A 24,114-nucleotide genomic window follows, 5' to 3' on the forward strand; every position below is an offset into this window, starting at 1 on the left:
GAGGGCCGACCGCGCACGAGGGCCGGACCGCGAAGGTCCGGCCCCGTGACGGCGGCGGACGGGGCGGAGGCGGCGCCGCCCCGTCCGCACATGCCCCGGAAGGCGACCGCGCCGCCCGCCAGGGCGTCACGCCTCTTCGAACTCCCGCACCGCGTCGATGTCCGGACCGTGCGGCGTGTTCGCCTCGCGCTCGATCATGATCTCCACGAGAACCGGGCGGGATGTGGCCACCGCCTCCTTACGCGCCCAGGTGATCGCCCCGGCGATGTCCTCCGGTTCCCACACGCGGCGCCCGGAACACCCGTACGCCTCCATGACCTTGACGTTGTCCGTGCCGAAGTCGTCGTAGTGGATGTCGACCTGGTAGTTCATGCCGTAGCCGATCTCCGCCTGCCTGATCAGGCCCAGATACTCGTTGTTGAGCATGATGAGCACGTAAGGCACGTGGTACTGGGCGGCCACCGCCAGCTCTTCCACCAGGTACTGGAAGCCGTAGTCGCCGACGATGCCCACGACTTCGGCGTCCGGTTGGCCCATCCCCTCCAGCGCCTTCTTCACGCCGATGGCCGCCGGCACCTCCCAGCCCAGCGGGCCCGCCTGCCCGCAGACCTGGTAGTGCCGCGGCAGATACGCCTTCTGATGCTGTCCGCCCCAGATCTGGTACAGCCCGATGGCCGTGACGAACCAGGTGTTCTCGTCGAAGGCCTCGTTGATCTCCTTGTACGCGCGCGGCGCCTTCACCGGCGTCGAGTCGAAGTCCTCGCGGCGCACCAGCGTCCGCTTCAGCTCCTTGCAGCGCTCGACCCAACCCTCCACGTCCGCACGTGCCTTGCGCTTGCGCGCGGCCGCCAGCAGGGCCGTGAGGAACAGCCCGGCGTCGGAGACGATGCCCAGATCGGGTTCGAAGACCTTGCCGATCTGGCCGGGTTCGATGTCGACGTGCACGAAGGTGCGTCCGCCGCGGTAGACGTCGATGTTCGCGCCCGTGTGCCGGTCGCCGAAGCGCGCGCCCACGGCGAGTACGAAGTCGGCTTCCAGGAAGGAGGCGTTCGCGTACTTCTGCGAGGTCTGGATGCCGGTCGTGCCGAGGTTCAGCTCGTGGTCGTCCTCGATGACGCCCTTGCCCATCAGCGTCACCTGGAAGGGCACCCGCAACTCCTCGACCAGTTCCCGCAGTTCGGCGCCCGCATCCGCGAGGATGACGCCGCCGCCCGCCAGCACCATCGGCCGCTCGGCGGCCAGCAGCATGTCCAGCGCCCGTTCCACACGCGGCAGATGAGGTTCGACAGCGGGGACGGGCAGCCGCGCGTCGATCTCCGCGTCGTAGGTGATCTCCCGCTTGGCCAGATCCAGCGGCAGATCGATGAGCACGGGCCCGGGACGGCCCGTACGGGCGACGCGGAACGCCTCGCGGAAGACCCACGGGATCTGTGCGGGCTCCTTGATCTGCACGGCCCACTTGGTGACCGGTTTGGCGATCTCCACGATGTCGACCGCCTGGAACGCCTCCTGGTGCAGCTTCGGCGAGACCGCCTGGCCGGTGAGGCACACCATCGGGATCGAGTCGGCCTGCGCGGTGTAGAGGCCGGTGACGAGGTTGGTCGCGCCCGGCCCGGAGGTCGCGATGGCGACGCCGACCTTCCCGTTCGTACGGGCCCAGCCGTCGGCCATGTGGGTCGCGCCCTCCTCGTGGCGGACCGTCAAGTGCTCGATGCGGCCGTCCACTTCCATTGCCTTGTAGAGCGGCAGGATCGCCGCGCCGGGGCAGCCGAAGGCGATGTCCACACCTTCGTCGACCATGATCGCGACCGCGGCGTTCATCGCGGGCATCCTCTTCGGGGCCATGTGTCAGTCCTCCACCTTCTCGCCGGACAGGCGTCGCACGCCGCGCACCAGCGCGGAATGGTCGAGGCCCCCGTCGCCCTGCTGCCGCAGCGCGGCGACGAGCTGTGCCAGCAGCGCGCCCGCGGGGACGGCCGCGCCGACGTCGCGGGCGGCGTCCGTGACGATGCCCATGTCCTTGTGGTGCAGGTCGGTCTTGAACCCGGGCCGGAAGTCGCCCGCGAGAATGTTCTCCTTCTTGCGGGCGAGCACGGTGGAGCCCGCGAGCCCGCCGCCCAGCACGTCCAGTGCCGCCGGCAGGTCGACGCCCGACTTCTCCAGGAAGACCACGGCCTCGGCGACAGCCTCGATGTTGACGGCGACGATCAGCTGGTTGGCGGCCTTCACCGTCTGTCCCGAGCCGTGCGGGCCGCACAGCACGATCGTCCTGCCCAGCGCTTCGAACACGGGCTTCGCGGCGTCGAAGACCTCCTGTTCGCCGCCCACCATGATGGAAAGGGCCCCTTCCACCGCTCCTGCCTCACCGCCGGAGACGGGCGCGTCGAGCACGTCGACTCCCTTCAGCGCGGCGGCCTTCGCCACGTTCACGGACGTCTGCGGAGTGATGGACGACATGTCGATGATCAGGGCGCCGGAGCGGACGTTCTCCAGCACGCCTCCCTCGTGCAGCACGACCTCTTCGACCTCCGGTGAGGCCGGAACCATGGTGATGACGACGTCCGCCTCACGCACCGCCTCCGCGACGGACGGGGCTCCCTTGCCGCCGTCCTCGACGAACGCCTCGACCTTGGCCTGGCTGCGGTTGTACGCCGTGACGTCGTAGCCGGCGCCGATGAGGTTGCGCGCCATCGGCGCGCCCATGATGCCGAGGCCGATGAAGGCGACCTTGGTCTTTTCCGGGGTGTGGCTCATGAGCTTCTCGCCTTCCGATTCTCGGAGTACGGGACGACGGGGGAGCGGGTGGAACAGCAGCGCGGTGCCGGGCAGTTCAGGCGCGGCGCAGCGGACGCGGCAGCCACTCGAAGCTTTCGGCGCTCGGCAGATCGCCGGGCTTGTACTCCAGGCCGATGCGGCCCTCGTAGCCCGACTTGGCAAGCCGTTCCAGCAGGTCGGGGAAGTCGAGTTCACCGGTGCCGGGGGCGCCCCGGCCGGGGCTGTCGGCGATCTGCACATGACCGGTGCGGCCGGTGTGCTCGTCGATGACCCGGTGCAGGTCCTCGCCGTTCATCGCCAGGTGGTACAGGTCCATCAGGAACTTCGCATTGCCCAGCCCCGTGGCCTCGTTGACCCTGTCGGCGACCTCGACGGCCTTGGGCGCGCTCACGATCGGGCACTTCGGCGACTCGATGGCGTTGAGCGCCTCGATGAGCAGCACCGCTCCGATGGAGTCGGCCGCGCGGGCCGCCGACACCAGGTTCTCCAGGGCGAGTTCGTCCTGCTCCTGGGGTGTGGCGCCGGGAACGCGGTTGCCGTAGAGGGCGTTGAGCGCCGTGCAGCCCGTCGACTGGGCGAAGCCGACGGCCACGTCGATGTTCCGGCGGAAGCGCAGCGACTCCTCGCCCGGCACCGACAGCGCGCCGCGGTCCGGGCCCGGCAGCTGTCCGGCGTAGAAGTTCAGGCCGGTCAGCCTGGTGCCCGCGTCGCTCAACGCCCGCCGCAGCGCGTCCAGTTCGGACTTCTCCGGTACGGGCGCGTCCACCCACGGCCACCACAGCTCGACGGCGGTGAAGCCGGCTGCGGCGGCTGCGGCGGGGCGTTCGAGCAGGGGCAGCTCGGTGAAGAGGATCGAGAGATTGACGGTGTATCGGTGATCGGTGCCGCCGGTGCCGGCGAACTCTGAAAGGGGCGCCACGGCGATCGCCTTCCCTCCGGGACTGTAGTTCCGTATCGTGAAAGTCAGTTTCTACTTTACGGAAGAGTGCTCTCGTGTCCCGGCAGCTGTCAAGAGGTCTGCGGAGCCGGAGGTCTCACGTCCGGCGGCCGCCGGCCCTCCGCCGCCCGCCTCCGATGGCCTCCGCCGAGGGCGTTGCCGTAGGTTGACGACGTGCGATTGCGAGTTGAGTTCACGACCGAGCCCTTCGATCTGGATGAGCCCCCGCAGCATGCGCTGGTGGCCCGTGAGGTCGTGCAGAGCGCGCCGCTGGACTCCGTCGACGTGGGCCCGTTCGGCAATACGGCGGAGGGCCCGGCCGAGGAGGTGCTCGGCACCGTCCAGGCCCTGCTGCGCGACTCGCTCGGCGCCGGCGCGACCCGTATCTCGCTGCAGCTCAACGTCCTCCCGGACACGGGAGGCGATCCCGCTCCGGACGCCGCGGGCGGCGGGTCATGACCGGCGCCGGAGGCGGTGACGGCCACCCCTTCGCGGACGCGGTCAAGCCGCTGGTCGACGCCATGGGCGGCGAGATGATCGCCCCGGAGGAGGCTCAGGGCGACGACGTGGTCCTCAGCTGGGAAGGCCGGGAAGTCGTCGCCGTGCGGCTGCCCCACCTCTCCGACTCCCTCGACCACATCCTCGCGGAGCTGGAACGCCGCCACGGCAAGCCGCTCTCCGAACTCGACCGCAGGACGAAGCAGTCGGTCGTCCGCGTCCTGGAGACACGCGGCGCCTTCTCCGTCCGGCACGGCGTCGAGACCGTGGCGAGCGCGCTGGGCGTCAGCCGTTTCACCGTCTACAACTACCTCAACCGCGAGACCCGAGGCGACGCCGCCGAGCAGCCACCCCCCGGGGGCTGACCTTCCCGGGGACCGGACCCGCAGGGCCGCCGGCCGGCGCCGCGCAGCCCGCTCCCTCCGCGCTCACTGGTCCCGTCGGTGCACCGCGATCAGGGCGAGGGCGGCACCCGCGGCCGCCCACAGTGCGTACACCGTCCACGCTCCGGCGGCCGTCCACGGATGGACGCCCGGCTGAGCGCTGCCGACCTGAACCAGCCGGGTCCACGCGCTGTAGGGCAGCGAGTGGTCGACGACCGCCGCCACGTACCGGTCGTCGCTCAGGCCCATGGGCAGCAGGAAGAGAAGGACGGACTGCGTGACCATGGTGATTGCGCCGTGCCGGACGAGAGCGCCGAGGGCCAGGCCCGCGAGCGCCGCCACCGGACCCAGCAGCGCGGACGCCACGACGACGCGCAGTGCTCCCGGATCACCGAGCGACAGACCGGCGTGGCGCTCGCCGAGGATGGCCTGCGTGAGTCCGAAGGAGGCCGCCGCCACTGTCCCGCCCAGGGCCGTGGTCACCACCGTGACGACGGTCGCCTTGGCCGCCATCACCGAACGGCGGTCGGGGACGGCCGCGAACGTCGTGCGGATCGATCCCGTGCCGTACTCACCGACGATGACGAGGGCACCGATGGTGCCCGCCGTGACCATGAGACCGAGTGCGGCGGCGTCCGTGAAGGCGTCCAGCATCGCCCACTTGGGAACGAAGGCGGCACGCATGCGCGCGTCCCACCCCGGCCAGTGGCGGTAATCCTCGTACGCCGTACCGGCGTTGAAGCCGATGACCGTCAGCGCGCCGATCACCAGCGTCCACACGGTGGAGCGCAGCGACCACAGCTTCGTCCACTCCGCCGCCAGAACGCAGCGGAACCCTGCGGAGGGCTCGCCGTGTGGCGGCCGTGGCTCTGCCGCCGTCGTCGCGGTCACCGGCGCTCTCCGGCGAGGTGTTCGGCGCTTCCCGCGGTCAGTTGCATGAAGGCCTCCTCAAGGGAGGACGTACGGGTGGTCAGTTCGTTCAGCAACACGCCCTGCTGCAGCGCGAGTTCACCGATCCGTGCGGCTGTCAGGCCGGTCACGGCGAGCGCTTCGCCGTCCGGCCGCACCGCCGCACCCTCGGCGGCCAGCGCCGCGGTCAGGGCGGCCGGGTCGGGCGTGCGCACGGCCACGGCCGTGCGCACGCCGCGGGCCGCGAACTCGGCGAGGCTCTCCGCGGCGATCAGCTCGCCCCGGCCGATGACGACCAGCTGGTCCGCGGTGTTCTCCATCTCCGACATCAGGTGGCTGGAGACGAACACCGTACGGCCCTGTGCGGCCAGCCGCTGGAAGAGGCCGCGTACCCAGGTCACGCCCTCGGGGTCGAGGCCGTTGAGCGGCTCGTCGAAGAGCAGCACCGGCGGGTCACCCAGCAGCGCGGCGGCGATTCCCAGGCGTTGCTTCATGCCCAGGGAGAAGCCGGCGATGCGCCGTCCCGTCACGCCTGCCAGACCTGCCTCCTCCAGCACCTCGGCGACCCTGCGCCGCGGGATGCCGTTGCTGCGGGCCAGCGCCGTCAGGTGGGCCGCCGCGCTGCGGCCCCCGTGGACGTCGCCCGCGTCGAGCAGAGCACCGACGTGCCGCAGGCCACGCCTTCGGTTCCGGAAGGGAACTCCGCCGACGGTGGCTGTCCCGCTCGTGGGATCGCTCAGCCCCAGGATGATCCGCAACGTGGTGCTTTTTCCCGCCCCGTTGGGGCCGAGAAACCCGGTGACGTGCCCGGGGCGCACGGTGAAGCTGAGGCCGTTCACAGCGGTGGTCCTGCTGTAACGCTTCGTCAGTTCTTCGGTTTCGATCACATGCTCACGGTGCCGCGCGGCATCCGCGCACGTCGTCCGGCCGGTGGTGACAATCGGCGCGGCCGTTGCCGCCCCAGGGTGTACACCCGTGGTCCGATGACCGCATGGCAGTGCGTCGTTACGATCGGCGCATGTCCGCCGAATCCTCACTTGCCCTGCTCGGTGAGTCCTCCCGTGCCGGGGGCCGGCGGAATCCGGGTGTGTGGACGGCCGTGGTCTGGTGCGCGGCGATGATCTGGCCCGTCGTGGAGTTCGTGTGGCTCGTGCCGGGGCACGGCGTTTCCTACGACTACCCCCGTACTGCTCTGGATTCGGGCACGTCCAGGGCGTTGCTGGTCTCGGCGACCGTGCTGGCGCTCGCCGGCAGCGTCCTGCTGCGCCGGCGGCCGGCCGCGGGCTTCGGCCTGGTCGTCGCCGGCACCGTCGTCTCGACGGCGGCGTGGCGGCAGAGCGAGATTCCGCCCCCGCAGTTCCTCGCGGTGGACGTCGCCCTGTGCTTCGTCGCGGCCGTTCGGCCACCCCGCAGCTCACTCGGCTCCGCCGCACTGGCGCTGGCCGTGCAGTCCGGGTACCTGGTCGTGCGGATGCTCATCCACGGCGGCCATGAAGGGACGTCGCCGGAGCCGTACATGGGCCTCACCGTCGTCATCGCCTGGCTCGTCGGGAACTCGGTGCGTCAGCGCCGCGACCACGCCGAGAAGCTGCGCGCTCAGGCGGCGACCCAGGCGGCGACCCAGGCCGTGACCGCCGAACGGCTCCGCATCGCACGGGAGTTGCACGACATGGTCGCGCACAGTATCGGCATCATCGCGCTTCAGGCCGGTGCGGCGAGGCGCGTCATCGACTCCCAGCCGGCCGCAGCGCGCGACGCGCTCGAGAACATCGAGACGGCGGGACGGGAGACGTTGTCCGGGCTGCGCAGGATGCTCGGCGCGCTCCGGCAGGCCGAGCCGGAACGACGCCCACAGGCCGCGCCGTCCCCCGGCTCCGGTCCCGGAGGCCTGGCGGACGTCGGTGTGCTGGCCCGGAGGACGACGGACGCCGGAGTCCGCGTCGACGTCCGCTGGCTGGGCGAACCCAGCCCGCTTCCACCGGAGATCGACATGTCCGCCTTCCGCATCGTCCAGGAGGCGGTCACCAACGTGGTGCGGCACGCAGGCAGCGATTCCTGCCGGGTGTCCATCGACCGCCGGGGCGGCGAGGTGTTCATCGAGGTCGTCGACAGCGGGCACGGCGACAGCGTCGGCGGCGGCGCCCGCAACGGGACCGGCGGCGAGGCCGGCTGGGGTCTGGCCGGAATGCGCGAGCGAGTGGCCCTGCTGCACGGGGAGTTCACTGCCGGGCCCCGGTCCGGCAGCGGCTTCCGCGTGGCCGCCCGCCTTCCGGTACCGGCCCGCGAGGCCCGATGACGGTCCGCGTCGTACTGGCCGACGACCAGCCGCTCGTACGGGCCGCACTGCGGATGGTCATCACCGACGCCCCGGACATCGAAGTCGCCGGTGAGGCCGCGACCGGCGACGAGGCGGTACGGCTGACAGCGGACGAGCAGCCCGACGTCGTGGTGATGGACATCCGCATGCCGGGCATGGACGGCATCCAGGCCACCCGGCAGATCACCGCTGCCGGCAGCGGAGCCCACGTCATCGTCCTCACGACGTTCGACGACGACGACTACGTCTACGGTGCGCTCCGCGCCGGAGCCGCTGGTTTCCTCGTCAAGGACATGGCGCTGGAGGACATCCTCGCGGCGGTCCGCGTGGTTGCCGCGGGGGACGGCCTCATCGCACCGGGGGTCACCCGGCGCCTGATCAAGGCGTTCGCGCAACGCCCCGCACCGGCACAGCCGGCTGGGCCGCCGGGTGAACCCGCCGGCATCACCGGCCGGGAACGTGAGGTGCTGACCCTCATCGGAAGCGGCCTGTCCAACACCGAGATCGCAGCGGAGCTGTTCATCAGCGTCGCGACCGCGAAGACCTACGTGACCCGGCTGCTCGCCAAGCTCGGTGCCCGCGACAGGGTGCACCTCGTGATCATCGCGTACGAGGCGGGACTCGTCGCTCCCTCCGGGTGACGTCCGCGAGGGGCGGGAGCGCGAGGGCAGCCGGGGCGGCCCCGGCAGCCGGAGCCGCGCGGGCAGCCGCAGCCCCGCGGAAACTGCCCCCCTCATGCGGGCTCCGCCCGCCCCGTCACGGCGACGGTCACCCCGAGGCCGATCATGCCGATGCCGCCCGTCGCCCCGAGCAGGGACGCGCGGCGCGGTGAGCGGGCGAGCCAGTCCCTCGCCGCGGAAGCCGCGAGACCCCACATGCTGTCCGAGGCGAGCTGCAGCAGTGCGCCCGCCATCCCCAGCAGCAGCATCTGAACGACGACATGACCCGCTGCGCGGTCGACGAACTGGGGCAGGACAGCCATCAGGAAGACGATGCTCTTGGGGTTCGTCACCCCGACCGTGAACCCTTCCCACCCCTGCCGCAGGCCGCCCGGCGCAGCGGTCTCCGGGGCCGTACGCGTCGGGGCCGCGCGCCCCCGGGCCGTGCCCTCCCGGAGGGTGCTCCGGCTGCCGCGTACCGCCCGCACGCCCAGCAGGATCAGATACGCCGCTCCCACGATCTTGACGGCGCCGAAGAGGAAGGCCGACCGGGACACCACGCTCCCCAGCCCCAGCGCCACCGCGACGACGAGGACATAGCCGCCGACGGCGTTGCCGGTCACGGAGGCGAGCGCCGCACGGCGTCCGTGTGCCAGGGCCCTGCCGACCACGAAGAGCACACTCGGTCCGGGTACTGCGGACAGCAGCAGTGACATCGCGCAGAAGGCTGCCAGGCGGTGGAGGTCGACCATGACCCGGAAGCATTCCGCAGGCCGCCCCCGCGCGGCCACCCGGACCTTCGGACGAGGACTCCGGACGTAGCCGGAGGCGGGCCGGCGGACGCGGCTGCCACGTCCCGCACCCGGGTCCCCGCGATCCCCGCACCCCGTCGAGAATTTCAACAAAGTGTTGACGTCGGGTGTCTCCGGGGCTTAGCTGTTCCCAGCCCGAACGTCTCACGGAGGCATACGTGACGCCCTCCCACGCACCTTCCCATTCCTCGGCGGCACCAGGTCTGACCTGGCTCAACTCCGCCGCCCGCAGCGACGCCCGTACCGCGCTCGACGAGGTCTGCACCGCCTCCGCATGGGCGGACTCGCTGCTCGCCGGACGTCCGTACGCGGACACGGCGGAACTGCTCGCCGCGAGCGACGCCGCCATGGCCGGGCTCACCGCGGCGGACCTCGCCGAGGCCATGTCAGGGCACCCGCCCATCGGACGGCCTCGTCCCGGCGACCCGTCCTCCGCACGTGAGCAGCGGGGGATGGCGGGAGCTCCGGAGGCGCTCAAGGAGGAGATGCTGGAGCTGAACCTCGCCTACCAGGAGCGGTTCGGGCACGTCTTCCTGATCTGCGCGACCGGACTGAGCGGGGAGCAGATGCGGGACGCCGCACGCAGCCGCCTCGGCAACTCGCCCGAGGAAGAACGGGAGACCGTCCGCACCGAGCTGACGAAGATCAACCGGATCCGGCTGACCGCACTGGCGGACACGGGTGCCACCGACCCCTCGGCGGCACCCACCGCCTCGGTGTCCACGCACATCCTCGACACCAGCGCCGGCCGGCCCGCCGCCGGCGTCGGCGTCGAACTCTCCGTGCGTACGGGCCGCGAGGCGCAGTGGTCCGCACACGCCGTCTCGACGACGGACGCGGACGGACGCTGCAAGGACCTGCCGGCGCTGCCCGGGGGCACCGCGCACGCGCGGCTCACCTTCGGGGTCGAGCCGTACCTGACGACGAACACCGCGGACGGGCCCGAGGAGCCGGACGGGGCGGGGGAGCGGGGGACCTTCTTCCCCGAGGTGACCGTGGTATTCGCGGTCGCCGCCGGCGAGCACTATCACGTGCCGCTGCTGCTCAACCCGTACGGCTACTCCGTATACCGAGGGAGCTGACAGCGACATGACGGTGCCGAACACGATTCTCGGCCAGAACCAGTACGGCAAGGCGGAGAACCGCGTCGTCAAGATCACCCGGGACGGTGCCACCCACCACATCAAGGACCTCAACGTCTCCGTCGCTCTCAGCGGCGACCTCGACGAAGTCCACTACTCCGGCTCCAACGCGAACGTCCTGCCCACCGACACCACCAAGAACACGGTCTTCGCCTTCGCCAAGGAGCAAGGCATCGAGTCCGCCGAGCAGTTCGGCATCGCGCTCGCCCGCCACTTCGTCGACACGACCGAACCGATCCGCACCGCGCGCATCCGCGTCGAGGAGTACGCGTGGGAGCGCATCGCCGGCTCCGGCGGCGGGAGGCCCCACTCCTTCGTGCGCGGCGGCCGCGAGACCCGCACCGCGCAGATCACCTACGACGGGCAGAGCGTCCAAGTGCTCAGCGGGCTCAAGGGACTTACGGTGCTCAACTCCACGGACTCGGAGTTCTGGGGCTACATCAAGGACAAGTACACGACCCTCAAGGAGGACCACGACCGCATCCTCGCCACCGAGGTGACGGCCGTGTGGCGGCACAACTCCGCACACCAGGGCCCCGGCTGGGACGCCTCGTACGAGGCCACCAGGGAGCAGATGCTGGGGGCCTTCGCGGAGACCTACTCGCTCTCACTGCAGCAGACGCTCTACCAGATGGGCTCCCAGGTCCTGCAGAACAGGCCCGAGTTGGAAGAGATCCGCTTCTCGATGCCCAACAAGCACCACTTCAGGGTGGACCTGGAGCCGTTCGGCCTCGGCAACGAAGCGGCGGACGGTGCCGTCTACTTCGCCGCAGACCGCCCCTACGGCCTCATCGAGGCCACGGTGCTGCGCGACGGCGCCGAGTCGCTCATACCGGCCGACATGACCAACCTGTGACCACCGCTGCCGCGGCACGACGCGGCCGGCACCGAGGACGGGACTCCCGACACCATGACTGACCCGGCAGACCGCACAGACCGGACCGAGGGCGCAGCCGAGAACACGGCCGAGGGTGTGGCGGAGCGCACCGTCATCGAGAACTGCGCCGTGGCGACCGTCGACGCGCACGGCACCGAACACGCCGTCGGACACGTCGTCGTGGCGGGCGACCGGATCGAGTACGTCGGTGAAGGCAGCGCGCCGGCGGGACTTGACGGTGTCGTGCGCCGCGTCGACGGTGCCGGCCATCTCGTCACTCCAGGCCTGGTCAACACCCACCATCACTTCTATCAGTGGCTCACCCGCGGTCTCGCACAGAACGCCAACCTCTTCGACTGGCTCGTCGCTCTCTACCCCGTGTGGGCACGCATCGACGAGGACATGGTCCGCGCCGCCGCGCGCGGCTCGCTCGGCATGATGGCGCGCGGCGGCGTGACCACCGCCATGGACCACCACTACGTCTTCCCGCGCGGCGCCGGCGACCTCCTGCGTGCCGAGATCGACTCCGCGCGCGAACTCGGCGTCCGCTTCAACCCCACCCGGGGATCGATGGACCTCGGGGCGTCGGACGGCGGACTTCCGCCGGACTTCGCCGTCGAGACCACCGACGACGCCCTCGCCGCGACCGAAGCGGCCATCGACACGCACCACGACCCGTCCTTCGGCTCGATGCTGCGGATCGGCGTCGCGCCCTGCTCGCCGTTCTCCGTGACGACCGAACTGCTGCGGCAGGCAGGTGAGCTGGCACGGCGCAAGGGTGTACGGCTGCACACGCACGGATCGGAGACGGTGGAGGAGGAGAAGTTCTGCCACGAGCGGTTCGGCATGGGCCCCACCGACTACCTGGACTCGGTGGGCTGGCTCGGCGACGACGTGTGGATGGCGCACTGCGTCCACATGAGCGACTCCGACATCGCCGCGTTCGCCCGCACCCGCACGGGCGTCGCCCACTGCCCCTCCTCCAACGCCCGTCTTGCCGCGGGCATCGCGAGGGTTCCCGACATGCTGACGGCGGGCGTCCCCGTCGGTCTCGGGGTCGACGGCACCGCGTCCAACGAATCCGGCGAACTGCACACCGAGTTGCGCAACGCGCTCCTGGTGAACCGCCTCGGCGCACACAAGGAGAAGGCCCTCACCGCACGTCAGGCACTGCGTCTGGGAACGTACGGCGGAGCCCAGGTCCTCGGCAGAGCCGACGAGATCGGCTCGCTGGAGCCCGGCAAGCTCGCCGACCTGGTGCTCTGGCGGCTCGACGGCATCGGGCACTCCACGATCGAGGACCCGGTCGCCGCGCTCGTGCTCGGCGCCGCCGCCCCGGTGACGCTCTCGCTCGTGGGGGGCCGGACGGTCGTCGAGGACGGCCGTCTCACCACCGCCGACGAGGACCTGATCGCGCGCGAGGCCCGCAACGAGGCCCGGCGCCTCGCCCGTATCGCCGCGGACGCGGGCTGAGACGCAGCGGCCGGACCGCGGCCCCGGTCCGGGACCTGAACACGCGGTCCGGGGCCGCGACAACACAAGACTCCGGCCGGGAGGGACGGCTCCCGGCCGGGCCAGCACCACCTCAGCCGTTCCCGGGCGTGGCCCAACCCCCTCACGCCTCCGGGACGGTCCGGCACCACCGGGCGTAACGGCGACGCAGAACACCGTGGAACGTGACCTGACCTGTGGCACCGACAGCAGGACCGGAGGACCGCCGTGAACAAGACGCCCGGACCCAACGAGACGCCCGGACCCAACGAGACGCCCGCCCCGGACGACGAAGCAGCAGGGAGCGGGCACCCGCCCGCGTCGCCGCAGGGCAAGCACCCCGTCGACCAGACCCTCCCGCCGCTGAAGCTCCTCACCACCGGCCTGCAGCATGTGGCGGCCATGTACGCGGGAGTGGTGGCGCCGCCGCTCATCATCGGGGCGGCCGTCGGACTGCCGGTCTCCGAACTCACCTTCCTCACCGGCGCGAGCCTGTTCCTGGCGGGCGTCGCGACCCTCCTGCAGACGATCGGAGTCTGGCGGATCGGCGCGCGCCTGCCCTTCGTCAACGGCGTCACCTTCGCGTCGGTCGCGCCGATGCTCGCGATCAACAAGTCCGAGGGCCCGCAGGACGCGCTGCCGGTCATCTTCGGCGCGTGCATGGTCGCAGCGGCACTCGGCTTCCTGCTCGCGCCGTACTTCAGCAAGCTGGTGCGCTTCTTCCCGCCCGTGGTCACCGGCACCGTGATCACCCTCATCGGCGTCTCGCTCATGCCGGTCGCCTTCAACTGGGCGCAGGGCGGCGACCCCGAGGCCCCGGGCTACGGCGCGACGAAGAACATCGCCATGGCCGGCGTCACCCTCGTCGTCGTGCTGCTGCTGCGTCGCTTCACACGCGGCTTCGTCAAGCAGATAGCGGTGCTGCTCGGACTCGCGGTGGGCACGCTGATCGCCGTCCCCGTGGGCATCACGGACTTCGGCGCGCTGAGCGGCGCGGGCATCGTCGGCTTCCCCACGCCCTTCCATTTCGGCGCACCGCAGTTCGCGCTGGCCGCCATCGTCTCGATGTGCGTCGTCATGCTCGTCTCGATGACCGAGTCCACCGCCGACATGCTGGCGCTGGGAGAGATCGTGGACCGCCCGGCGGACGAGAAGACCATCGCCGCCGGGCTGCGGGCCGACACCCTCGGCTCCTTCCTCAGCCCCTTCTTCAACGGCTTCCTGGCCACCGCCTTCGCGCAGAACATCGGCCTGGTCGCGATGACGCGGATCCGCAGCCGCTGGGTCGTCGCCGCGGGCGGCGGCATCCTCATCCTGATGGGGCTGTGCCCGGTGGCCGCCGCTCTGATCGCGACGGTGCCGCAGCCGGTGCTCGGCGGGGCCGGCGTCGTACTCTTCGGCTCCGTCGCGGCCAGCGGCATCCGCACCCTGGCCAAGGCGGACCTGGGCGACGACAGCAACATCGTGATCGTCGCGGTGTCGCTGGCGGTGGGTGTGGTCCCCGTCGCGGCCCCCGACTTCTACGACGTCTTCCCGGGCGGCGCCCGCATCATCCTGGACTCCGGCATCTCCACGGGCTGCGTCACGGCCGTCGTCCTCAACCTGCTCTTCCACCACGTGGGCCGCCGCCGGGACGAAGCCGCCGCCGCACCCGCGGCCGAGGGCGCAGTCCCCGCCCACGAGGGCGGAGCCAACGCGGACGAGGGCGGAATCCCCCGACCGCGCACGACCGGCACCGCGGACAGGCAGGGCAGGGAGGCCGCTCAGGAGTGAGTCCCGCCGCCGGGTCAGGGAAGGGCGGGAGGAGGCCGGCGCGCAGCGTCCCGGGCACGGCCCGGCGAAGAGCCGGTACGAGACGGCCGGCGAGCGCTAATCGGGGAACTGGGCCCAGAAGTGACCGACGATGTTGTCGACGAAGCGCCGTCCCTCTTCGCCGGTGGCGTTGCTGCTGGCACGGCCGAGGGTGGCGGCCATGAGCGCCTGGTACTCCTGCTGCATGGCAGCCAGAGGTTCCTTCAGCTCGCTCTTGTCCATGGAGACGAGCTTGGAGATGGCGCGGATGTGCGCCTGCCAGCGGGTGGAGACGGCTTCGGTGAGGAGACGGGCGAGTTCGTCCTCCAGGCCTGTGATGGCGATGAAGTCGCGAGGGGGGAGCTTGAGGATGCTGCCCAGGTTGGCGGACTGACGCTTGTCACCCGTCCAGCTGCCCGTCTCCTCCATGCGACGGTAGGCGTCGAGATCGACCCCGATGAGGCGGGCGATGTCGTCGGCCGACATCCCTTGGGCCAGGCGGTGTTCGAGCAGGGAGCGGGGACGGCCCATGAGTTCGCCGGGGTGGCACCACAAGGCGCCGGCCAGGGCGGACAGCTCGTTGGCGTTGGGCAGGGCGTCGCCGCGTTCCCACGCGGTGATGTGGTCGGGGCTGACGTGACTCATGCCGTACGAGGCGCGCATGCCGTAAGCGACGTGGCCAGGGGCCATCCCCAGTCTCTCGCGCAGGGTACGGGCGGCGCGCGCGTTGAATGAGATCGGTGGATGCACGGGGTGAGAGTAGGGGGTTACACACCGCGACTCCACGGTTGCTGTCCCGGCATTCCGTTTTGGGGGATAGGTCGGGGGCGATTCTGTAGGAACCCACAGGTCTGTTTCGAAGCCGTAAACCTCCGAGACCGCAGAGGAATTGTGAATCCCCGCCTCACGCGTATGATCCGCTCGGCAAGGCACCGCATGCGTGTTTGAACACTGCCTCCACGCTCCCCGGCGGCACCGCCCTGCTTGCCCCTCACACCTGTAGGTCCAGGAGACGCAGAAATGCAGACCAGCCCCGCACGTCCGGCCGACGCGCCGCCCAGGAGAGACGGCGGCCCGATCGACCGGTACTTCCGCATCAGCGAACGTGGATCGACGCTCAACCGGGAGATACGTGGTGGATTCGCCACGTTCTTCACGATGGCGTACATCCTCGTGCTCAACCCGATCATCCTCGGCAGCGCCGAGGACAAGTTCGGTCAGCAGCTCGACGGTGCCCAACTGGCCACCGCCACGGCCCTGGTGGCCGGGGTGATGACCTTGATCATGGGCGTGGGCGGCAACCTTCCGCTCGCCCTGGCCGCGGGTCTCGGCATCAACGTCATCGTCGCCGTCCAGGTCGCCCCCCTCATGGCCTGGGAAGACGCGATGGGCCTGATCGTGCTCGAGGGCCTGCTGATCAGCATCCTGGTGATGACGGGTCTGCGCGAAGCCGTCATGCACGCCATCCCGCAGCCCCTCAAGCAGGCCATCAGCGTCGGCATCGGCCTGTTCATCGCCTTCATCGGCCTCGTGGACGCCGGGTTCGTCACCCGCATCCCGGACGCGGCGAAGACCACCGTTCCGGTTCAGCTCGGCACCGGCACGCTCACCGGCTGGCCCATGCTCGTCTTCTGTCTCGGCGTGCTGCTGACGATCGTGCTCGTCACCCGCAAGGTGAAGGGCGCCATCCTGATCAGCATCGTCGTCATGACCGTCGCCGCGATCGTGATCAACGAGTTCGCCGAGGTCAAGAACTGGGGTGTGACCTCGCCGGACCTGCCCGGCAACCCCGTCGCCGCTCCCGACTTCGGACTCGTGGGCGCGTTCGATCTGTTCGGCGCGTTCGGACAGGCCGGCATCCTCACCGTCGTCCTGCTCATCTTCGCCCTGATCCTGTCCGACTTCTTCGACACCATGGGCACCATCGTCGGCGTCACCGCCGAAGCCGGGCTTCTCGACGAGCGTGGTCAGGTCCCCGGCCTGGGCCGCGTCCTGCTCATCGACGGCGGTGCCGCCGTCGCCGGCGGCGCCTGCTCCTCCTCGTCCGCCACCACCTACATCGAGTCGGCGGCCGGTGTCGGGGAAGGCGCACGTACCGGATTCGCCAGCCTCATCACCGGCAGTCTGTTCGGTCTCGCGCTCTTCCTCACGCCGGTCCTGACCATGGTGCCCCTCCAGGCCGCCTCCCCGGCGCTCGTCGTGGTCGGATTCCTGATGATGACGCAGGTCAAGCACATCGACTGGGACCGCTACGAACTGGCCATCCCCGCCTTCCTGACCATCACCGTCATGCCGTTCACCTACTCCATCACCAACGGCATCGGCGCCGGCTTCATCGCGTACGTGTTCATCAAGGCGTGCGTGGGCAAGGCCCGGGAGGTGCACTGGCTGCTCTGGGTCAGCGCGCTGCTGTTCCTGGTCTACTTCGCCATCGAGCCGCTGAAGATGCTGCTCGGCATCAAGTAGCCATCCCTGCACGGCACATCGCGACGGCCCCGGCGGCACTCCCGCCGGGGCCGTCGCCGTACAGGAGCGGGGCAGGTCGCGTCGGCTATGGTCGCGGCGTGCGACTACTGCTGACCTCGGACACGCATCTGCCGAAGCGTGCCAAACGGCTCCCCGACGAGCTGCTCAGCGAACTGGCCGCCGCTGACGTCGTGTTCCACGCCGGGGACTGGGTCGACACCGCCACGCTCGACCTGTTCGAAACACGCGCCCGCCGTCTCGTCGGCGTGTACGGCAACAACGACGGGCCCGCACTGCGCGCCCGCCTGCCCGAGGTGGCGGAAGCCGAACTGGGCGGCGTGCGCTTCGCGGTCGTGCACGAGACCGGGGAGGCGCGCGGCCGTGAACGCCGCTGTGCCGAGCGCTTCCCCGAGGCCGAGGTCCTCGTCTTCGGGCACAGCCACATCCCGTGGGACAGCACAGCCGGAGAGGGCCGCCTCCGCCTGCTCAACCCGGGCTCGCCCACAGACCGCCGCCGCCAGCCTTACTGCACGTACATGACGGCGGAGGTGACGGCCGAAGGCCTCTCCCAGGTGCAGCTGCACCGCCTGCCGCGCCGCGGCTGAGGCCTCCGGTGGGGCCGCTGCCCGGGAGCGCTCACCGGCGGCCCAGCCGCACCTCGTGCAGCGCGTCCGCGACGAGCCCCGGGTCCGGCGGACCCATGTGCGAGGCGCGGGGGAAGTCGCGGACGTCGAAGCGGTTGTGCGGGGTGAGTTCGTCTGCCTCGGCGATCATCCGGTCCTGCAGGGCGGGCGGCACCAGACGGTCCCTGCCCGTGCGCAGATACGTACGAGGGACGCGGCCCCACGTGTGCGCCCGGCCGACTGCCCGCTCTCCGTAGGCCCGTACGCACTCGTCGGTCTGCATGAGGCCGAGGATCCGCCGGAAGGCCGCATCCGGATAGTCCGCGCAGACCATCTCCTTGAAGAGCGCGAGGTCCTTGGCCGAGCCCGTACGCCAGTTGAGGCGGATCACGCCCAGCTTCTCCGGGTCGCCGATCACCTGCTCGTCCGGATCCATGGCGTCCGCGGCCTCCGGAGAGGACATGCACGCCTCCAGCGACGGCATCGCCCGGCTCGGGCAGAAGGCTGCGAAGTAGCAGATGCGGTCGAGGAGCCGGGGCACCGCGTCAGCGACGCGGCTCACGGAGGTGCCGCCCATGCTGTGGCCGACGAGCACCACGGGCCCGTGACGTGCCGCATCGCGTACGTGCCCCTCGACGCGGCGTGCGTAGTCGTCCAGAGTGAGCTCCGCCAGCGGCGACGGCTCGGTGGCCAGGGCCCGCAGGTCCTGCCTCTGGTACGCCTCCGGCACGAAGGCCTCCGTGCCGTGCATCGGCTGGTCCACGGTGACGGCGCGGTGTCCGCGCCGCTGCAACTCCCGCGCGATGCCGGCCAGATGACCGCCGGCGCTGTGGGTGCCGTGCACGAGGACGTACGTACGCGGGCCGTGCCCGCTCCGGCTCCCGGCCGGGTGCCCGCCCTGCTGCTCGTCGCGCCGCCCGGTCCCGGAGGCGCCGGCCACGCCCGCGCCCGCACTGCCGGCCAGCGCCGCGCCTCCCCCGGCCAGGCTGAAGGTGCGGAGAACTCTCCGCCGTGTCGCACCGCTTGCGGCCCCAGCACCCGTGACCGGGCGGACCGCGTCCGTCCCGTCGTTCTTCTCCCGTTTCGTCATGGCCCCGAAGCTACGTACGCCCGGCAGCGCACGACATGGCTCTGAGCCCCGGAGCGGGGGTGTACCTGCCGCCACCGTTCCGTCCACGGGCCGCTCACCGAGCTGCTGCTTGTGATCTACCGCCGCCGTCCCGCACGCGGCGGCAGCGTCGGGATAACCGGTGATGAGAAGTTGCTCGACTTCTGGCTGGATCGGGTCGGATTCGGCTGATCCGGCCGCCCGTGTCACGTATCTCCGGCGCCCTCCGGATGCTCTCTTTTGCCGTTGGCTCATCAACGACGTGCGGCCCGCCGCGGGCGAGTACGGTGACGTCTCACCGATGACCCTCCGGTTGGACGTCCCGGGGAAACACGGAGCCGGCACCCCGGCTCCGCGGCTGAGGCAGAGGAACGGTGTTTCGGGTGACTGCGGACCATCAACAGGAAGATGTCATGCCAGAGGCCTCACTTGAACACGACGGAGGCGAGGCCGCCGCGGCGCGACGTGAGGGGACGGGGGCCGATCGGAGCGGGACGCCGGCCGGGAGCTTCGACGCCGGGGCCGCACCCGCCGCGCCGGCCCACGCGGGCGCTCCCGCACCCGCTCCTGCGTCCGCTCACGCCGCCGCGGGCCCCGGCGCCCCCGTTCCGGGCCGCTCCGGCGACCACGCCGCCCCGCCGCCGCCCGTCCCCGCCGCCGCCCCGACCGCCCCTCCCAGACGCGAGCCTCTGTGGGCGCTGGCGACCGTGGCCTCGTACGGGGTCACACTCTTCGTGGGCAGTGAGGACCTGGTCCTCCTCGCGATACCCGGGATGCTCTCTCTCGCCGTCCTCGAACTGCTCGGGGTGCGCTATGTGCTGCGCAGACCCGCCAGGGGCGGCGCGGCGCCGTACGCCACCGACGGCAGCGATCACCGCGGAGTGGTCAACCACCTGTACACAGCCCTGCTGAAGCGCTACGGCGTGCTCGTGCTCATCTGCCTCGCGCTCATGGCCGTACCGCTGATCACGCGAGCCACGTACCTCATTCCCCTGATGGGCGTCGGGCTTCTCGGCATCGTACTGGCGACGGTCTGCTGGTTCGACCAGCTGCGCTGGGTACGGCAGTGCGCCCGCGTACTGAGTGTGTACGGGTTCGAATTCCGCACCCCCGTCTACCAGTTGGACCTGTCGCGGAACGGAGGGCGGGTCCTGGTGCTCGGTTACGAGGGGCTGGAGTCCCCTGACATGTTCGCCCGTGAACCCATGGGGCACCCCTGCTGGCCCGAGCGGATCGCCGAAGGCGTCTGGTTCGCGGGGGACGAGGTGTTCGGAGGCGCGCTGCTGGTTCCCGGCACGGGCGAGCTGATGTGCCTGCAGCCGCTGGACTGGGACGCGTTCGACGAGTGGCGGGCCGCGGCGGACGAGGAGCGGCGCGCGAAGGCGAAGCGCGCAGGGCTCGACCGCAATTCCGTCTGACGCCCTCCGTCTGACGCCGCTCCGTCCGGCGACGCCGCCCGCGCGTACGCTGCCCGCCCCGCCCCCCGGCGGCGACCGGCGAGCCGCCTCGGCCTGCCCGCGGCCCCGGGTCAGGATGGTGCCTCCCGATCCAGGAGGAGGGCGCCCCGATGGACTTCCGTGACCCGCCGAAGGCCGCCGCGTGGCAGCACATGAAGGCCCGCTCGGGCTTCGAGGTCGTCTACTTCCAGCACGCGCCGTCCGGCGACGGCTGGCGCGTCCACGGCTGCACGACCGCCCTCGAAGACGGCACGACCTGGATCGTCGACTACGAGATCGAACTGGACACCGACTGGGCCACCCGCACCGCGCACATCTCCGGCCGTTCCGCCGCCGGTCACCGCACGACATCGATCCTCACCGACGGCTCCGGTCACTGGCAGATCGACGGCGTGGTCTCGACCCACCTCGACGGGTGCCGCGACATCGACCTCGAATCCTCCGCGATGACCAACGCGTTGCCCGTACGCCGCCTCCGCCTCGCGGACGGAGACCGCGCGGACGCCCCCGCCGCGTACGTACGCGCGGCGGACCTCTCCGTAGAGCGGCTCGACCAGACCTACGAACTCGTCCGCGACAAGGCCGGACAGCAGCGCTACGAATACGCCGCCCCCGCCTTCGGCTTCAACTGCCGCCTCGCGTACGACAGCGCCGGCCTCGTCCGCGACTACCCCGGCATCGCCATCCGCGTCACCTGAGGGCCGCACCGAGAGCGATGGTCCGCCGGCTCGGCCGCGAGGGCTGGATCAGGCCCCAGCGGGTGATCGACTGCGTCGGCGGGGCGCAGGCCCGAAGTCGGAAACGACGACCGGTCACCAGGGCTTGAGTCTCCAGCCGCTGGAAGGTCCAGACTTCCCGCATGAGCGAAGACGAACACCAGGCCTGCCTCACGATCGGGCAGCTCGCCGACCGTACAGGCGTCCCCGTCCGCACCGTCCGCTACTGGTCGGACGTCGGTGTGCTGACGCCCGAGCGGCGGTCCGGAGGCGGTTACCGGCTGTACGGCGCCGAAGCCGTCGCGCGCCTCGAACTCGTCCGAACCCTACGGGAGTTGGGGCTCGGACTGGAGGAGGTGAGCCGCGTAGTGCGCCGGGAGGCACCCGTCGCCGAGATCGCGGCCGCGCACGTCGCCGCTCTGGACGCCCGCATACGTGCCCTGAAGGTGAGCCGGGCCGTCCTTTCCACCGTCGCGGAACGCGGTTCCACCGCAGAGGAGACAGCACTGATGAACAAGCTGGCGCGGCTCTCCGTCGCCCAACGCAGGAACATCATCGAGGACTTCATGCTGGAGGTGTCCGAAGGCGTCGACGGGGGCCCCGAATTGGCGGAGCGGCTGAGACGCTCCCCGGTCGAACTGCCCGACAGCCCCACGCCGGAGCAGGTCGACGCCTGGCTTCAGCTGGCCGAACTGATGCAGGACCCGGACTTCCGCTCCCGGATGCGGAAGATGCTGGAGCTCAACGTGAAGGGAAGCCCGGGCGGTTCGATCTGGTTCACCCGGCACGTGGTGAACGTCGTGAGCGAAGCACGCGAGGACGGCGTGGACCCGGACGGGCCGGACGCCTCGGAGGTGCTGACGGATCTCTTCGGCGACGCGGACAGGGCCGGGATTCTCCAAGGCCTGGACGCGGGTCTGGAGGCGGGAGCGGACCGCTACGCCGAACTTCTCCGCAGCGTGAGAGGCCACGAGCCGCAGCCGTCACGTGCTCCGGACTACGAATGGCTGGGGCGGGCGTTGCGGGCGGAGCTCCGGCGGGAGTAGCGCACCGGCTCCACGGCCCGGCACGCCCGCGCACCCCTGCGACCGTGCACCCCTGCGACCGTGCACCCTGCGCCTGTGCACCCCTGCATCCGTGCCCCTGCGCGCCGGGCCCGGGAGGAGGCGTCGGCGCGCGGTCAGCGATGCCGCACCAGTTCGACCCTCTCGGGGCCAGCGGACTCCAGCGGGCCCTTCACCGACCAGCCGCATGCCTCGTAGAACGCGATGGCGGCGTGGTTGGAGGTGAAGCTCTCCAGGCGGATCTCGTCGTACTCGGCGAAGAGCATCTTCTCGGCCTCCGTGAGCAGGACGCGTCCCAGGCCCTCCCGCTGGCGGTCCACATCGATCATGATCAGGTCGATGGTGGGGCCCTCGAGAATCGCGAGTCCCACGATCCGCCCCGCTGCTGTCATGCAGTGCACGTGGCCCTGCCGGAAGTGCGATTCGATGTGGTCGTCCGAGGCTCCGCTGCCGATGAACCCCTCGACGCTCTCGTCACCCAGGAACGGGCGGTAGCGCGAATCGATTGTGCGGCGGGCGAGTTCTTGAAGCGCCGGGAGATCCGTCGCGGAAGCGGGGCGCACGACAGGCGCCGGTGTCCCGTTCCGCAGGCCGTCGGTGGTCATTGCGCGCTCCTTGAGGCCGGGCGGCCCGTCGGGGCCCGCCAGCGGGCCCGTCACAGCCACATGGCGTCGCTCACGGATCCCAGGCTGGTGCCGGACAGGCGACGGTGCAGGGTCATGGCCTGGTCCTCGGTCAGGGACGCGACGTGGTCGGCGGCGGCACGCAGAGGGTCGCCGTGGAGGTCGAGTTCCTCGGCCCGGTCGGTGGGGAGCAGCCGAGGGGACTCGTAGGTCCAGCGAAGCAGTTCGGAGACGATGCGCTGCTTTCCGTGCTGCTGGGTGGCGAGTGCGGGGCGGTCGATGACGTAGCACCAGACCAGTTCCTTGAGCAGGTCGCAGGCGGCCCGGCTGTCGGCCGGTACGACGAGGCGGGCTCCGTAGCGGATCGCTGCCGGGCCCTCGACCGCCAGCGCGATGTCGCGTGTGAAGTGGTCGATGAGTTTGGCGGTCCGGGCGTTGACGGCGACGTCGTCGTCGTGACGGCCGGCGTAGGGGCCTGGCACCGACAGGGCTTTGGCGATGTCGGCGAGGAGGTGCGACGCCTCGTCCCGGTCGAACGCGACACCGGCGCGGCGGCGTTTGGCTTCCACATAGTCGAGGAACCGTTGCGTCTCGCGTTCGGTGTCACCGCCCGCGGCTCCCGGGGGCGGGAGGAGCGCGGCCAGCGGGATCAAACCGGTGCGGTAGAAGTCCTCCACGTCGTGACAGGCGTAGGTGACGTCGTCGGCCCAGTCCATCACCTGCTCCTCGATCGGCACGGCGTCGTCACCCCGGCCCGCTCTCACCCATGCGAACGCCTCGCGGTCGGCCGCGTAGACGCCCCATTTGGCGTGCCGCGCGGGATCGACGTCGCGCGGGGCGCGCTCCCAGGGGTACTTCGTCGCGGCGTCCAGGCAGGCCCGGGTCAGGTGAAGTCCGCGGTGTCCGGGGTACTTGTGGGCGGCGAGGAAGGTGAGGATGTGCAGGGTCTGGGCGTTGCCCTCGAAGCTGTCGAGCACCCCGCCCGCGAAGTGCAGCTCGTCCATCGTCGCCCGCAACGCGGTCTCTCCGGCGTGGCCGAAGGGCGGGTGACCGATGTCGTGCGCCATGCAGGCCGCTTCCACCAGCGCCGGGTTGGGGCCGCCGTAGCGCCGCTCCAGGCGCTCGGCCATTCGCCGCCCCAGCTGGGCGACCTTCATCGAGTGGGTCAACCTGGTGTGGTAGGCGCCGAGTTCACCGCTGGCGACGACCTGGCTCTTGCCGGCGAGCGCGCGCCATTGCGTGGAGTACAGGATCCGGTCGACGTCGTGCTCGAACGCCGACCGTTGTCCGTCGTCGGCGACACGCCGGCGCAGGGAGTGCTGCTCCAGGTCCTCGTCGCTGTAGTGAGCCGGTCGCATGAGGGGATCGTAAGTCCGTGATCGTGTGCTGGTCACATGATTATGGGTGGCTGCCGCCTGCCTCCGCGCAGCCGTACGGGGTGCCGGCAGTGGCTGGTTGACCGGCCA

The 24,114-nt window shown here is 70.9% G+C and carries 23 protein-coding genes; 13 read left to right on the forward strand and 10 right to left on the reverse strand.

The features are described from left to right. Positions 1-126: 126 nt before the first annotated feature. The 3 genes from gcl to AN215_RS03500 all read right to left on the reverse strand — a co-directional run bounded on the left by gcl (position 127) and on the right by AN215_RS03500 (position 3,694). Positions 127-1,845 carry a glyoxylate carboligase gene (gene gcl / locus AN215_RS03490; RefSeq protein WP_070010265.1) on the reverse strand — a complete coding sequence of 573 codons (1,719 nt, stop codon included), beginning with the start codon at positions 1,843-1,845 and terminating at the stop codon, positions 127-129. A 3-nt stretch (positions 1,846-1,848) separates the two neighbouring features. Continuing rightward, entirely contained in the window at positions 1,849-2,754 is a 906-nt protein-coding gene (locus AN215_RS03495) for a 2-hydroxy-3-oxopropionate reductase (RefSeq protein WP_070010264.1), read from the reverse strand. A gap of 76 nt (positions 2,755-2,830) precedes the next feature. Further along, positions 2,831-3,694, reverse strand: a complete 864-nt coding sequence (locus tag AN215_RS03500; protein ID WP_070010263.1) for a TIM barrel protein — start codon at positions 3,692-3,694, stop codon at positions 2,831-2,833. A gap of 192 nt (positions 3,695-3,886) precedes the next feature. On the opposite strand from AN215_RS03500, the gene AN215_RS03505 reads away from it, so the two are divergent. Together AN215_RS03505 and AN215_RS03510 are read left to right on the forward strand one after the other, a co-directional pair. After that, on the forward strand, positions 3,887-4,171 hold the full coding sequence (locus AN215_RS03505; protein ID WP_070010262.1) for a YkoF family thiamine-binding protein: 285 nt from the start codon (positions 3,887-3,889) through the stop codon (positions 4,169-4,171). Continuing rightward, positions 4,168-4,575: a helix-turn-helix domain-containing protein gene (locus AN215_RS03510; protein ID WP_070010261.1), complete on the forward strand. Its 408-nt coding sequence runs from the start codon at positions 4,168-4,170 to the stop codon at positions 4,573-4,575. Before AN215_RS03505 ends, AN215_RS03510 begins: the two co-directional genes overlap by 4 nt. 63 nt (positions 4,576-4,638) lie before the next feature. On the opposite strand, the gene AN215_RS03515 is transcribed toward AN215_RS03510, so the two are convergent. Further along, a complete protein-coding gene (locus tag AN215_RS03515; protein WP_070010260.1) occupies positions 4,639-5,484 on the reverse strand; it encodes an ABC transporter permease in 846 nt (281 codons plus the stop codon). Continuing rightward, entirely contained in the window at positions 5,481-6,389 is a 909-nt protein-coding gene (locus tag AN215_RS03520) for an ABC transporter ATP-binding protein (protein WP_070010259.1), read from the reverse strand. Before AN215_RS03520 ends, AN215_RS03515 begins: the two co-directional genes overlap by 4 nt. A 131-nt stretch (positions 6,390-6,520) precedes the next feature. Here AN215_RS03520 and AN215_RS03525 point away from each other — a divergent pair, with 131 nt between their 5' ends. Together AN215_RS03525 and AN215_RS03530 are read left to right on the forward strand one after the other, a co-directional pair. Continuing rightward, positions 6,521-7,798: a sensor histidine kinase gene (locus AN215_RS03525; RefSeq protein ID WP_245694201.1), complete on the forward strand. Its 1,278-nt coding sequence runs from the start codon at positions 6,521-6,523 to the stop codon at positions 7,796-7,798. Next, a complete protein-coding gene (locus tag AN215_RS03530) occupies positions 7,795-8,460 on the forward strand; it encodes a response regulator (RefSeq protein ID WP_070010258.1) in 666 nt (221 codons plus the stop codon). The genes AN215_RS03525 and AN215_RS03530 overlap by 4 nt, the downstream gene beginning before the upstream one ends. A 92-nt stretch (positions 8,461-8,552) precedes the next feature. Here the strand turns inward: AN215_RS03530 and AN215_RS03535 are convergent, their stop codons facing one another. Then, the gene (locus tag AN215_RS03535; protein ID WP_070010257.1) at positions 8,553-9,230 is read right to left on the reverse strand and encodes a LysE family translocator; all 678 of its coding nucleotides are present in this window, start codon (positions 9,228-9,230) and stop codon (positions 8,553-8,555) included. Positions 9,231-9,448: 218 nt separating this feature from the next. On the opposite strand from AN215_RS03535, the gene uraD reads away from it, so the two are divergent. The 4 genes from uraD to AN215_RS03555 all read left to right on the forward strand — a co-directional run bounded on the left by uraD (position 9,449) and on the right by AN215_RS03555 (position 14,573). Then, positions 9,449-10,372: a 2-oxo-4-hydroxy-4-carboxy-5-ureidoimidazoline decarboxylase gene (uraD, locus tag AN215_RS28360; protein WP_079122655.1), complete on the forward strand. Its 924-nt coding sequence runs from the start codon at positions 9,449-9,451 to the stop codon at positions 10,370-10,372. Between the two features lie 7 nt (positions 10,373-10,379). Continuing rightward, the gene (gene pucL / locus AN215_RS03545) at positions 10,380-11,288 is read left to right on the forward strand and encodes a factor-independent urate hydroxylase (RefSeq protein WP_070010256.1); all 909 of its coding nucleotides are present in this window, start codon (positions 10,380-10,382) and stop codon (positions 11,286-11,288) included. Positions 11,289-11,342: 54 nt separating this feature from the next. Continuing rightward, positions 11,343-12,782, forward strand: a complete 1,440-nt coding sequence (locus tag AN215_RS03550) for an 8-oxoguanine deaminase (RefSeq protein WP_079122656.1) — start codon at positions 11,343-11,345, stop codon at positions 12,780-12,782. Positions 12,783-13,163: 381 nt separating this feature from the next. After that, positions 13,164-14,573, forward strand: coding sequence for a nucleobase:cation symporter-2 family protein (locus AN215_RS03555; RefSeq protein WP_245694288.1), 1,410 nt, complete (start codon positions 13,164-13,166; stop codon positions 14,571-14,573). A 96-nt stretch (positions 14,574-14,669) separates the two neighbouring features. Here AN215_RS03555 and AN215_RS03560 read toward each other — a convergent pair whose 3' ends face one another. Continuing rightward, a complete protein-coding gene (locus AN215_RS03560; RefSeq protein ID WP_070031107.1) occupies positions 14,670-15,341 on the reverse strand; it encodes a helix-turn-helix domain-containing protein in 672 nt (223 codons plus the stop codon). A 270-nt stretch (positions 15,342-15,611) separates the two neighbouring features. Between AN215_RS03560 and AN215_RS03565 the strand changes: the two genes are divergently transcribed. Both AN215_RS03565 and AN215_RS03570 read left to right on the forward strand, forming a co-directional pair. Beyond that, positions 15,612-17,057 carry an NCS2 family permease gene (locus AN215_RS03565; RefSeq protein WP_070010255.1) on the forward strand — a complete coding sequence of 482 codons (1,446 nt, stop codon included), beginning with the start codon at positions 15,612-15,614 and terminating at the stop codon, positions 17,055-17,057. Positions 17,058-17,155: 98 nt separating this feature from the next. Next, positions 17,156-17,662 (forward strand): metallophosphoesterase family protein, encoded by a 507-nt coding sequence (locus tag AN215_RS03570; protein WP_070010254.1) that lies wholly within the window; start codon positions 17,156-17,158, stop codon positions 17,660-17,662. A gap of 31 nt (positions 17,663-17,693) precedes the next feature. Here AN215_RS03570 and AN215_RS03575 read toward each other — a convergent pair whose 3' ends face one another. Next, positions 17,694-18,770, reverse strand: a complete 1,077-nt coding sequence (locus AN215_RS03575) for an alpha/beta fold hydrolase (RefSeq protein WP_079122658.1) — start codon at positions 18,768-18,770, stop codon at positions 17,694-17,696. A gap of 431 nt (positions 18,771-19,201) precedes the next feature. Between AN215_RS03575 and AN215_RS28365 the strand changes: the two genes are divergently transcribed. From AN215_RS28365 to AN215_RS03590, 3 genes are all read left to right on the forward strand, one after another. Beyond that, positions 19,202-20,206, forward strand: a complete 1,005-nt coding sequence (locus tag AN215_RS28365; protein ID WP_079122659.1) for a hypothetical protein — start codon at positions 19,202-19,204, stop codon at positions 20,204-20,206. A 149-nt stretch (positions 20,207-20,355) separates the two neighbouring features. After that, positions 20,356-20,943, forward strand: coding sequence for a putative glycolipid-binding domain-containing protein (locus AN215_RS03585; protein ID WP_070010253.1), 588 nt, complete (start codon positions 20,356-20,358; stop codon positions 20,941-20,943). Between the two features lie 161 nt (positions 20,944-21,104). Further along, entirely contained in the window at positions 21,105-22,007 is a 903-nt protein-coding gene (locus AN215_RS03590) for a helix-turn-helix domain-containing protein (protein ID WP_070010252.1), read from the forward strand. Positions 22,008-22,141: 134 nt separating this feature from the next. Here the strand turns inward: AN215_RS03590 and AN215_RS03595 are convergent, their stop codons facing one another. After that, complete coding sequence (locus AN215_RS03595) at positions 22,142-22,630, reverse strand: GNAT family N-acetyltransferase (protein ID WP_245694202.1); 489 nt, start codon at positions 22,628-22,630, stop codon at positions 22,142-22,144. Positions 22,631-22,680: 50 nt separating this feature from the next. Then, on the reverse strand, positions 22,681-24,006 hold the full coding sequence (locus tag AN215_RS03600; RefSeq protein WP_070010251.1) for a deoxyguanosinetriphosphate triphosphohydrolase family protein: 1,326 nt from the start codon (positions 24,004-24,006) through the stop codon (positions 22,681-22,683). Positions 24,007-24,114 lie beyond the last annotated feature (108 nt).

Source organism: Streptomyces abyssalis, assembly GCF_001751365.1.
In the GTDB taxonomy this organism is placed as follows: Bacteria; Actinomycetota; Actinomycetes; order Streptomycetales; family Streptomycetaceae; genus Streptomyces; species Streptomyces abyssalis.

Excerpts from the sequence above, each read along its gene's own strand:
- AN215_RS03595 (WP_245694202.1), bottom strand. The coding sequence starts at position 22,630 with ATGACCACCGACGGCCTGCGGAACGGGACACCGGCGCCTGTCGTGCGC.
- AN215_RS03585 (WP_070010253.1), top strand. The coding sequence starts at position 20,356 with ATGGACTTCCGTGACCCGCCGAAGGCCGCCGCGTGGCAGCACATGAAG.
- gcl (WP_070010265.1), bottom strand. The coding sequence starts at position 1,845 with ATGGCCCCGAAGAGGATGCCCGCGATGAACGCCGCGGTCGCGATCATG.
- AN215_RS03590 (WP_070010252.1), top strand. The coding sequence starts at position 21,105 with ATGAGCGAAGACGAACACCAGGCCTGCCTCACGATCGGGCAGCTCGCC.
- AN215_RS03495 (WP_070010264.1), bottom strand. The coding sequence starts at position 2,754 with ATGAGCCACACCCCGGAAAAGACCAAGGTCGCCTTCATCGGCCTCGGC.
- AN215_RS03575 (WP_079122658.1), bottom strand. The coding sequence starts at position 18,770 with ATGACGAAACGGGAGAAGAACGACGGGACGGACGCGGTCCGCCCGGTC.
- AN215_RS28365 (WP_079122659.1), top strand. The coding sequence starts at position 19,202 with ATGCCAGAGGCCTCACTTGAACACGACGGAGGCGAGGCCGCCGCGGCG.
- pucL (WP_070010256.1), top strand. The coding sequence starts at position 10,380 with ATGACGGTGCCGAACACGATTCTCGGCCAGAACCAGTACGGCAAGGCG.
- AN215_RS03525 (WP_245694201.1), top strand. The coding sequence starts at position 6,521 with ATGTCCGCCGAATCCTCACTTGCCCTGCTCGGTGAGTCCTCCCGTGCC.
- AN215_RS03530 (WP_070010258.1), top strand. The coding sequence starts at position 7,795 with ATGACGGTCCGCGTCGTACTGGCCGACGACCAGCCGCTCGTACGGGCC.
- AN215_RS03565 (WP_070010255.1), top strand. The coding sequence starts at position 15,612 with ATGCAGACCAGCCCCGCACGTCCGGCCGACGCGCCGCCCAGGAGAGAC.
- AN215_RS03535 (WP_070010257.1), bottom strand. The coding sequence starts at position 9,230 with ATGGTCGACCTCCACCGCCTGGCAGCCTTCTGCGCGATGTCACTGCTG.
- AN215_RS03600 (WP_070010251.1), bottom strand. The coding sequence starts at position 24,006 with ATGCGACCGGCTCACTACAGCGACGAGGACCTGGAGCAGCACTCCCTG.
- AN215_RS03510 (WP_070010261.1), top strand. The coding sequence starts at position 4,168 with ATGACCGGCGCCGGAGGCGGTGACGGCCACCCCTTCGCGGACGCGGTC.
- AN215_RS03550 (WP_079122656.1), top strand. The coding sequence starts at position 11,343 with ATGACTGACCCGGCAGACCGCACAGACCGGACCGAGGGCGCAGCCGAG.